Origin of the sequence: uncultured Aquabacterium sp., from assembly GCF_913773725.1 — a bacterium.
Classification (GTDB): domain Bacteria; phylum Pseudomonadota; class Gammaproteobacteria; order Burkholderiales; family Burkholderiaceae_C; genus Aquabacterium.
Genome location: NZ_CAJYGK010000061.1, coordinates 16,986 through 26,497, shown reverse-complemented (window position 1 = coordinate 26,497; position 9,512 = coordinate 16,986). Strand labels below are relative to the sequence as shown.

Here is a 9,512-nt window from a genome sequence, read left to right as displayed (position 1 = left end):
CAGAATCAAAGAGGCCCCGATCAGGCACTTGATCCTGATCGGGGCCTCGTTTCGCTGAGCAGCGTGTGATCTCGTCACTGAACCTGGCCAGTCTCATGCTGGTGCTGCTGCATCGCCTGGCCGATCATCACCGGCAATGGGACTTGTGCATCCGTGTTGCCCAGCTGCGTCGTGCGATAGAACTTGGCAGGAATGCCGAACCAGACCTCGTTGTCAGGGACATTCTTGCGGACCTGAGAGCAAGCGCCGATCTCTGCGTTCACTCCGACCGTGACGCCCGGCATGATGACCACACTCGCGCCAAATCGGGAGCCACGCTTCAGATGGCCGACAATCTTCTCATCGTTCTTCTGCAGGTCCGGGGTGTCTGTCACGACGAATGCGTACTTCATGACGACATCGTCTTCCACAACCGTTCCAGCGGACAAGGTGCCCCGGCTTCCCATCAGAACGCGATCGCCGAGCTTGCACCGGTCCCGGATCTCGCAGAACGATGTGAAGGAGCAGTCGCTTCCGATCACAACGCTTTTCCCTACCTTCGTGTAGGTGCCGATCCGGGTTCGTGGGCCGATCCTGCTGCCTGCGAGCACCATCGCGTAGTCCTCCAGGATGACGTCATCCGCGAGGCTTACACCGTCTTCGACGATGCAGAAGCGACCGATTCGGACGTTGTGTCCGATGCTCGCGGATTCCGAGATGATCGATCCGGTGTAGCTCATGATGTAGCTCCTTCAGCGATTGGGGTGAGCCCCCGACAGGCGGGGGACCCCCGCATGATGCTCCTTGATGTCCATCCTTCTGGCTGGTACACCGGAGACGACAACGAACTCTTCATTCACGTTCCTGGTCACAACGGCTCCCGCGCCAACCACCACGCCTCGGGCCAGGCTGATGCGTGGGCGAAGCACGCTGGCGGCGCTGAGGAAGGCCCGGTCCCCGATGGTGCAGTTGCCTGCGATGGAGACGTTGTTGGCGAAGTGAACATCTTCGCCAACACGGCATCCATGACCGATCTTGGTGCCATGTGCCAGCACGCACCCGCGACCCAGCGAGGTGACTTCATTGATGGAACCCCGGACGATCGTGATGTCCGTTCCGAGAAAGCAGTCGTCTCCGACGACGGCGCCGCCAATCTGGGGCTGCCGGATGCGCTGGCCTTCATACCAGACCCATGCAACCCCGGTTGCGCCGATTGTCGAATGCGACTCGATGTGGGTTCGATGTCCGATGACGCTGCCTTTCTTGACCACCACATGGGAGTCAAGCTTCGCCTGATCACCGATGACGCAATCGTCCTCAATGACGCAATAGGGGCCGATCACGGCGTTCCTGCCGATGCTGGCACTGGGCGCGATGATGGCCGTTGGGTGGATCGCTGGCGTTGCCGAAGCTGGCTCATCGAGGAAGTGCCGCATCAGCATGTAGTACACCGCTTGTGGGTGTTCCACCAGGATCACGTCGCCGATGAGCTCGCTGCCGGGCCACTCGCGCGATGCAAGGACAATGATGTCAGCATGTGCGAAGACCGGGTGCTCGGCGTTCTGCGCTTCCCAGAAGTAGAAGCCGTTGCGCTCTTGTGCGAAGTAGCTGCAGAAGTGAACCTGAATCGGGTCGCTCCCCCATCTCGCCTCGTACGCTATGCCCAGGGAGCGCAGCGCGTCTTCGATCTGCTGGCGGTTGAGCTGATGTCTGGACATGGCCGTGCCGCCGATCAGCAGACCGTCGCCGCTTCACCTGCAGTCCGATTGGCTCGTTCTGCAGCGTGTGTGGCTGGCTTCCAGAATACGAAGAACGGCTCATGCTCGTTACAGCCGTACTCGGTCGGCGAGAAGTCGGGCAGCAACGTCGTGTGTTGCAGCAACTCGCCTTCAAAGCCGGCCGCATGGAAATAGCGTGTGATGTCACCACCGAACAGCCGAACATGGTCTTCCTGCCCGAACAGGAGGTGGGCGGTCTGGGGGTCGGGGCGTTCGTGGAGCTCCAACGTGTTGTGCATGGCCGGAGCAAAAGGTGTCTGGGCGATCAACAGACCCCCTGGACGCAGGCATCTGAACAGCTCGTGCAATGCCCGCATGGGACTGTTCACGTGCTCCAGGACATGATTGCAGATCGCCAGATCAAATGTTTCATCGGCGAAGGGAAGTGATTCGACATCAAGCCGCTGGTGGCCCGGCTGCGTCGGATTGAGGTCCCCTCGCACGTATGTCGCGGGCTCCAGGTCCGCAATGATGCGTTCCAGTCCCGGTTCAGGCGCAAGATGCAGAACATCCGAGCCGGCCAGACGTGTCGCCAGCCCGGTCTTGTCCATGTACAACCAGAGGTGACGCAAGCGATCGTTGCAGTGACATGCAGGGCAGCCGTAGCGCGTGAGGTTCGACCCTACGGTACCCAGCATCGCCATGAGCGGGCTGCGCTTGTCGCGGTTCGGGTGGGGAAGCCATTCACTGACGTGAGCTCGGCAGATGCAACAGAAGGCCATGATGTTCTCCAGTCGATCAGATCGACGTTGTTGCCAATCCCACAGGGGACACGTCTTGCAAGCCCGGCACGTCGGAAGGAGACGTGGGACAGCCGCATTCGCGGATGATCTTCGTGATCCCGTGGACCACGGACTCTTCCATGGACGGGTACAGAGGAAGACAGATCACCTTCGAGGAGACGCTCTTGGCAACGGGAAGGTTCGAGTTCGAAGAGGATGGCAGACCTCGGTACATCGGGAACTCGGAGATGAGCGGGAAGAAGTAGCGTCTTCCGTGGAATCCAGATGCCCGCAGTCGTGCATAGAGATCGTCGCGGCTTATCGCGTACGAGGGCTCGACCAGGATTGGAAAATACGAGTGATTGGCCTCTGCGCTCGTGTCGCATTCGGGCACCGTGATGCCGGGGATGTCTTTCAGCGCGTGACGATAGAGGGCATCGAGCGAGCGACGCTTTCCGATGGCGCTGTCCACGTGCTTGAGCTGGAGCAGACCCAGCGCTGCGTTGAACTCGCTCATCTTTCCGTTGATGCCTGCCGCCACGACCGTCGTTTCGTTCACGAAGCCGAAGTTCTTCAGATGGTCTATGTGCTGCTTCGTCCTGGCGTCCGGGCTCACGATGGCCCCCCCCTCGAAGGTGTTGAAGACCTTGGTGGCGTGGAAGCTGATCACGGAGAGGTCTCCGTGCCGGAGGATGCTCTGGCCGTTCTGCCGTACACCGAAGGCGTGTGCGGCGTCATAGATGACTTTCAGGTTGTAGTCATCCGCGATGCGCCGAATGGCCGCGACATCACAAGGCCGGCCATAGCAGTGGGTGGGAAGGATGGCTGTCGTGGACGGGGTGATCGCCGCCTCGATCTTCTCGGGATCGAGGTTGAACGTGCGCTCGTCGATGTCGACGAAGACCGGCTTGATCCCGTTCCACAGCAGGGAATGGGCGGTCGCGACAAACGAGTAAGGCGTGGTGATCACCTCCCCCTGAATGCGCAGTGCCTGGAGCGCCGTCACCAGTGCCACGGTCGCGTTCGTGAAAAGGGAGATGTAGGGAACCCCGAGGTAGTCCGCCAGTTCGGCTTCCAGCCTTTGGTGGAACGGGCCACCGTTGGTCAGAATGCGGCTGTCCCAGATCTCGCGCAGATATGGAACGAACTCCTCGAAAGGCGGGAGGTCCGGCTGGGTGACATACACGGGTGGGCGGGGGGAGCTCATGGGGAACCTCACGCGGGAATGGGCGAGCGGAACTCGGTCACAACGTGATGAGCAGTTCCGGGGTGGCTGTCGAGCAGCTTCAGCCAGAAGGGCCGATACGCCAGATAGAGCTCTTCCATGGAGCCGGCCTGTGTTTCCAGGATGGAGAAGAAGGCGGCCATCTGGGTGTCGTCGGCAAAGTGCTGCAGGATTCTTTTTGTTGCGACGCCGATGGCTGCCGCTGCAGCGGGTCCTTCGATGAGGCCATCACGCCATGCTGCAAGCGCATAGGTGACCCAGGCGAGGAAGCCCACCCGCCCGCCATGAGTGGGGCGAGCCATGTCGTGGGTGGTCTGCCCCGCGTTCTGGCGAAATACGCCAAGGTACTCTCGTATGTATGTCACGGGTGCACTGGCGCTGGCTGACAGCAAGGCACCGATGTCGAGCAAGGCGTAGTAGCTCAGGTCATGAGCGGGCGGGCGAGGGTAGGCTCTGGCGCCTTCCAAGGAAAAGACCATGTTGGACAGCTCGCCAAGCCAGTTCTGGCAAACGGCGACAGTGCTCGCGAACAGCTCCTGTCGATCCAGTTGCAGCAAATGACCTTCGCATTGCGTGATCAGGTCCGGAAGAGGGAGCGTCCATGCGGGCACCCCGTCGTCATGGCTGAGCCACCGCTGGCTGACCGATGCACAGCATGGGGCGAGCAGGTGCGCGTTGACATGCTGCCTGTAGAACTCGGGATAGATGATGTCGTCGTCGAGGTGGAAGTGAACCAGGGGAGAGCGTTCACCCCACAGATCGAGCAGTTGCTCGTGATTCCGTCTTGCATTCTTGGGGCCTCTGACCACAGTCAGACGAAGCCCGTCCGTCAGTCTGGCCCAGTGACCACTGCGAATCAGGTGCGTGATGGCGTCATCCGGGCTGTCATCGGACAGGATGACCTCAAAGTCCTTGAAACTTTGTCTGCGCAGACCCAGAAAGACGGCCCCCAGGTGCTCCTTCTTGTAGGCCGGGATGAGGGTGGTGATGTGGCTCATGTCTTGGCCTTTCGATGCTGATTCACGAAGGCCTTGTCGAGCTGCCCGCAGAGCGAGTGAATCGTGGTGAATGCAGGAAACTTCTCCAGCAGATAGGCCGCCGACTCGACGAACGCGTCGGGCAGATGCCAGCCTGTCTGGCTGTTGTGGAACACAGGCATGCGCACGATGCGTGGGAATACGCGGTGCTCGCAGATCGCCGTAAGGCACAGATCGGTCGCCCACAGGTGCCAGCCTATCCGGGGGTCGATCCGGTGAAGGGAGTCGCGTGCCACGACGATCGCGAGTTCGTCGATCGAAATGGCCGCATCCGACTCCGGATGGTCTGCGGTGTGAAGCCGGTCGACCACAAACCCTGCCGGTTCGGGCGCTTCCGTCGAACGATTCACTCCCATGCCGACAAAGCCGATCAGGGTTCTGGCCCTTTCCTCTTCAGGGATGCTGCTCAGCAGGGCATTGAGACGGTGACCGAAGTGCCTTGGGAAGTAGACGTCCTGATGGCAGAGCAGCACCCAGTCGCGCTGCAGACAGGCTTGTGCCCCCTCCAGCGCCTCCGCGGGTGTGGCCGCGCCACGATAGGAGATGATGCGTGCGGCCACCTCGCTCAGTCCGGGAGACTGCTCGACATTCACACGCAACTGCTGCTCTTTGTTGGTGGGGACGAGCACGTCGAAGACAGCTTCATACGAGACCTGCACAGGTTCTTCGAACTGACGTCTTCCCCGGACAACGAAGCTCTCCGTCCTGTGGATCTTGTCGACCACGCCTTGGGGAACGCCGAGTGCTTCGCCCATGGCTCTGGCGGCCGAGGCCAATCTGGCATCAGGCTCGGATGCAGCCTCGCAATGGACCACGTGAGGCGTCCAGCCCGCGTCAAGCATCAGCTTGAAAACGGTGGAGGGAGAGTGCCAGCGGGGAAGGGCCTGGTCCAGCGTGAAGGCGCTGCCGTGGTATGCGGCAACACCCGAAGAAAGGTCGCCCTCGATCAGGCGGGCCATGCTGGACAGCGTTGCCTTGTTCGAGACCGATGCATACAACTCGCCTTCGGCTTTCACGAGTGGCGCGAGCGCCTCGAGGGCTGAAACGGGATCGTGCAGCTCATCGAGCCGGTCAATGACAATCAGGTCGAACGGCTGCGTGGGCGCGCTCTGCGCAAGCGATGCCGGTGCGATGCGCATCCATTCGGCATGGGGGTGGCGTGCCGTGTACTGCGACGAAAGCCGGGTTTCGCGGCCCCCGATTTCCAGGACCCTGCTCGCTGGGGGAAGCGCGTCCAGCAGATGAAGGAGGCGAGATCCTTCTTCCGGGGGGCCGGCATCCGGCCGAACACCGCCGCCACTCACCACGATCAGGGCAGGGCGGGGATGGGCGGACGGTGCAGCAGCGTTCATGCCGCCATGATCTCCACCCCGACGGGCTTGTGATCCGCGGATGAAAGGCCGATTCCCCCGGGACTAATGCCAATTCGGGGCCGTCTTTACAGGCCCGGGAGGGTTTTGCTCAACGCGTCGAGGTTATGCCTTGCCAGGTGGCTGCCGCGGCCTTTCACCGCGCCTTCGAGCCGCGGGTTTTCTCCAATCTCCAGACACCGTTGCCACGCCTGTCTGGCCATGGGGATGATCTCCGTCGCGCCTTCGGGATTCTGTATCGCGTGCTCCAGCAGCAGATCGCCAAGAACGAAGAAGAAATCGGGCGAGTCTTGCCAGTGCGCCATCGCCTTTTCCGCCTCGCCCAGTGCCTGAGCGGTTCTACCCAGCGCCTTGAGCACAAACAAGTGGCGTAGCAACAGATCGTGCCGCCAGCCAGGCTCTCTGGGTGACGCGCTGTCGAGCAGCCGCATGGCTTGCTCATAGGCGTGCCCCGCCTCTGCGAATCGGTCACGAACCTCGTGCTCCTTGCCCAGTTGGTACAGCAGATATGGATCGTCGGGGTGGCTGGCAACCGCTTGAGCCAGCAACGCCGCGTTACGTCCTTGCTTTCCGCGCATCTGTTCAGGCATGTATCCGTCGTGGTGGACGACCACGGGCAGGTCTTTACGAGGAAGATCGCTGACCGCCTGTTCGTGGACCGTTCCCTCGAAGCGAACGGTCCGCGGGAGAATGCGAGAGATCCAGGAGGAGGCCTCCTGCACGGCAGACTGTCCGTGCGCCTGGGAGAAGGCGCTGCACACCTCGATGCGACCGATGAACTGTGGCGGTTCGCGCCTTAGGCTGTCCAGGATGTGATGTCCGCTGTAGACGGTCTCGTCCGCATCCAGCACGAGGTTCCAGTCACATCGGCTGAGCGCCAGCGCTGCGTTACGCGCGGCGGAGAAATCGTTGATCCAGGTGAAGTGCGACACCTCTGCGCCCGCAGACCGGGCAATGGCAACCGTGTCGTCGACCGACCCGGTATCGACCACGACGATCTGGTCAACGTGCGCTCGGACGCTGTCGATGCACCGGCGCAGGCATCGTGCCTCGTCGCGCACGATCATGACGAGCGCCACCGTGTAGCGGCCCGGATCCGGCGGGGCCGTGGTCGTCAAAACACACTCTCCCCCGTGAGCCGTTCGTGCTCCTTCACCGCAAACCGATCCGTCATCCCCGCGATGTAATCCGCCACCGCCCGGTGCAGGTCTTCCCGCGCCGCATAGTCGGCCGGCATCGCCTTCGGATCGGCCACGTAGGCCTGGAACAGCTCGGTGATCACCCGCCGGCCCTTGGCCGTCATCTCGTTGACCTGTGGATGCCGGTACAGCTCCTTGAACAGGAAGCGCTTGAGCTGTGTGCTGGCTTCACGCATGTGGGGGCTGAACCGCACCAGCGGCGGGCAGCGGCGGGCTTCGTCGGCGTTCACGGGCAGGTGCTCGGCAATCTGGGCGCGCGTCGCGTCGATCACGTCGTACACCTGCTGTGACAGCATCCGGCGGATGGTGTCGAACAGCAGGCGCCGGCCCTTGGCGTGCGGGAACTCGCTCAGCGTCTCGTCTCGGAATCGCACGAACAGCGGCACGGCTTCCAGTTGCTCCATGGTGATCAGGCCCGAGCGCACGCCGTCGTCGATGTCGTGCGCGTTGTAGGCGATCTCGTCGGCCAGATTGCACAACTGGGCCTCCAGACCAGGCTGATGGCCCTTGATGAAGCGCCGCCCGACGCCGCCGGGTTCGGCCAGTTCCAGCGCCTCGGCGTGGGCGCGCGAGCAGTGCTTGAGGATGCCCTCCCGCGTCTCGAAGCTCAGGTTCAGGCCGTCGTAGCCCAGGTAGCGCTCTTCCAGCTTGTCCACCACCCGCAGCGACTGCAGGTTGTGCTCGAAGCCACCGTGGCCCTGCATGCAGGCATTCAGCGCGTCCTGGCCCGCATGGCCGAACGGCGTGTGGCCCAGGTCATGCGCCAGCGCAATGGCTTCCACCAGGTCTTCATTGAGCCCCAGCGACCGCGCCACCGAGCGACCCAGCTGCGCCACCTCCAGCGAGTGCGTCAGCCGCGTGCGGAACAGGTCGCCCTCGTGGTTCAGGAACACCTGCGTCTTGTAGACCAGCCGCCGGAACGCCGTGCTGTGCACGATGCGGTCGCGGTCGCGCTGGAAGTCGCTGCGCGTCGGGGCCGCCGGCTCGGGGTGGCGGCGCCCCTTGGTCTGCTCAGGATGACTGGCGTAAGGGGCTAACCACATGGTGTCTCGTTTCCGGCGGTGTCAGCGGGTGTGGGCGGCAATCACATCGCGTACCAGGGCGTCCGGCGCCCCGCGCATGCCCGCCTGTCCCAGCGGGCCGATCACCACGAAGCGGATCTCGCCGCCCTCGGCCTTCTTGTCGACCTGCATCAGTTCGATGTAGCGGTCGGCGCCCAGATCGGGGCCCCGGGTCGGCAGCCCGGCCCGTTTGATCAGCGCGATGATGCGGTCGGCCGTGGCCGTGTCGATCAGGCCCAGGCGGGCCGACAGGTCGGCGGCCATCACCATGCCGCAGCCCACGGCCTCGCCGTGCAGCCATTCGCCATAGCCCAGCCCCGCCTCGATGGCGTGGCCGAAGGTGTGGCCGTAGTTCAGGATGGCCCGCAGGCCGGCTTCCTTCTCGTCCTGGCCCACCACCCAGGCCTTGATCTGACACGAGCGCTGCACCGCGTACTTCAGCGCCTGGCGGTCACGGGCCAGCAGGGCGTCCAGGTTGTTTTCCAGCCAGCCCAGAAAGGCGGCATCGGCAATCGGGCCATACTTGATCACCTCGGCCAGGCCGGCCAGCAGCTCGCGCTGCGGCAGGGTGTCGAGCGTGCTCATGTCGCACACCACACGCAGCGGCTGGTAGAACGCGCCGATCATGTTCTTGCCGGCGGGGTGGTTGATGGCGGTCTTGCCGCCCACGCTCGAATCCACCTGGGCCAGCAGCGTGGTGGGCACCTGCACAAAGGGCACGCCGCGCATGTAGCAGGCCGCGGCAAAGCCCGTCATGTCGCCGATCACGCCGCCGCCCAGTGCGTACAGCACCGTCTTGCGGTCGGCGGCTTCTTCCAGCAGGCGGGTGAACACCTGGTTCAACGCCGGCCAGTCCTTGTACTGCTCGCCGTCGGGCAGTTCGATGTCGAGCACCTGCTTGTGCAGCGGGGCAATGGCCGCGCGCAGCCTGGCGGTGTAGAGGGGGCCCACCGTGGTGTTGGTGACGATCAGCGCCTTGGTGGACTTGGGCAATCCGGCAAACGTGGCCGGGTCGTCCAGCAGGCCCTCGCCGATCAGGATGTCGTAACTCCGGTCGCCCAGGTCGATGGCCACGTTGGCCGTGCCGGCGGGGGCGGGAGAAGCGGGGGGTAGGTGCGTGGATGCCATGAACGCGGTCGTC

The 9,512-nt window shown here is 63.2% G+C and carries 8 protein-coding genes and 1 pseudogene; all 9 read right to left on the bottom strand.

Going from position 1 to position 9,512, the window contains the following annotated elements; all coding sequences use genetic code 11:
* Positions 1-74: 74 nt before the first annotated feature.
* Positions 75-719: a DapH/DapD/GlmU-related protein gene (locus QZ709_RS07650; protein ID WP_294636670.1), complete on the bottom strand. Its 645-nt coding sequence runs from the start codon at positions 717-719 to the stop codon at positions 75-77.
* 12 nt (positions 720-731) lie between these two features.
* Positions 732-1,697, bottom strand: coding sequence for a DapH/DapD/GlmU-related protein (locus QZ709_RS07645; RefSeq protein ID WP_294636669.1), 966 nt, complete (start codon positions 1,695-1,697; stop codon positions 732-734).
* A 14-nt stretch (positions 1,698-1,711) separates the two neighbouring features.
* Positions 1,712-2,401, bottom strand: coding sequence for a class I SAM-dependent methyltransferase (locus QZ709_RS07640; RefSeq protein WP_294636668.1), 690 nt, complete (start codon positions 2,399-2,401; stop codon positions 1,712-1,714).
* Between the two features lie 181 nt (positions 2,402-2,582).
* A pseudogene (locus QZ709_RS07635) lies at positions 2,583-3,686 on the bottom strand (DegT/DnrJ/EryC1/StrS family aminotransferase); the annotation flags it as partial.
* 8 nt (positions 3,687-3,694) lie between these two features.
* Entirely contained in the window at positions 3,695-4,702 is a 1,008-nt protein-coding gene (locus tag QZ709_RS07630; protein WP_294636667.1) for a glycosyltransferase family A protein, read from the bottom strand.
* Complete coding sequence (locus QZ709_RS07625) at positions 4,699-6,093, bottom strand: hypothetical protein (protein WP_294636666.1); 1,395 nt, start codon at positions 6,091-6,093, stop codon at positions 4,699-4,701. The genes QZ709_RS07630 and QZ709_RS07625 overlap by 4 nt, the downstream gene beginning before the upstream one ends.
* Before the next feature lie 86 nt (positions 6,094-6,179).
* A complete protein-coding gene (locus tag QZ709_RS07620; RefSeq protein WP_294636665.1) occupies positions 6,180-7,178 on the bottom strand; it encodes a glycosyltransferase family 2 protein in 999 nt (332 codons plus the stop codon).
* Between the two features lie 47 nt (positions 7,179-7,225).
* On the bottom strand, positions 7,226-8,353 hold the full coding sequence (locus tag QZ709_RS07615) for a deoxyguanosinetriphosphate triphosphohydrolase (protein ID WP_294636664.1): 1,128 nt from the start codon (positions 8,351-8,353) through the stop codon (positions 7,226-7,228).
* Between the two features lie 21 nt (positions 8,354-8,374).
* Positions 8,375-9,499 (bottom strand): 3-dehydroquinate synthase, encoded by a 1,125-nt coding sequence (gene aroB, locus QZ709_RS07610; RefSeq protein WP_294636663.1) that lies wholly within the window; start codon positions 9,497-9,499, stop codon positions 8,375-8,377.
* Positions 9,500-9,512 lie beyond the last annotated feature (13 nt).

Excerpts from the sequence above, each read along its gene's own strand:
- QZ709_RS07650 (WP_294636670.1), bottom strand. The coding sequence starts at position 719 with ATGAGCTACACCGGATCGATCATCTCGGAATCCGCGAGCATCGGACAC.
- QZ709_RS07645 (WP_294636669.1), bottom strand. The coding sequence starts at position 1,697 with ATGTCCAGACATCAGCTCAACCGCCAGCAGATCGAAGACGCGCTGCGC.
- QZ709_RS07640 (WP_294636668.1), bottom strand. The coding sequence starts at position 2,401 with ATGGCGATGCTGGGTACCGTAGGGTCGAACCTCACGCGCTACGGCTGC.
- QZ709_RS07630 (WP_294636667.1), bottom strand. The coding sequence starts at position 4,702 with ATGAGCCACATCACCACCCTCATCCCGGCCTACAAGAAGGAGCACCTG.
- QZ709_RS07625 (WP_294636666.1), bottom strand. The coding sequence starts at position 6,093 with ATGAACGCTGCTGCACCGTCCGCCCATCCCCGCCCTGCCCTGATCGTG.
- QZ709_RS07620 (WP_294636665.1), bottom strand. The coding sequence starts at position 7,178 with ATGATCGTGCGCGACGAGGCACGATGCCTGCGCCGGTGCATCGACAGC.
- QZ709_RS07615 (WP_294636664.1), bottom strand. The coding sequence starts at position 8,353 with ATGTGGTTAGCCCCTTACGCCAGTCATCCTGAGCAGACCAAGGGGCGC.
- aroB (WP_294636663.1), bottom strand. The coding sequence starts at position 9,499 with ATGGCATCCACGCACCTACCCCCCGCTTCTCCCGCCCCCGCCGGCACG.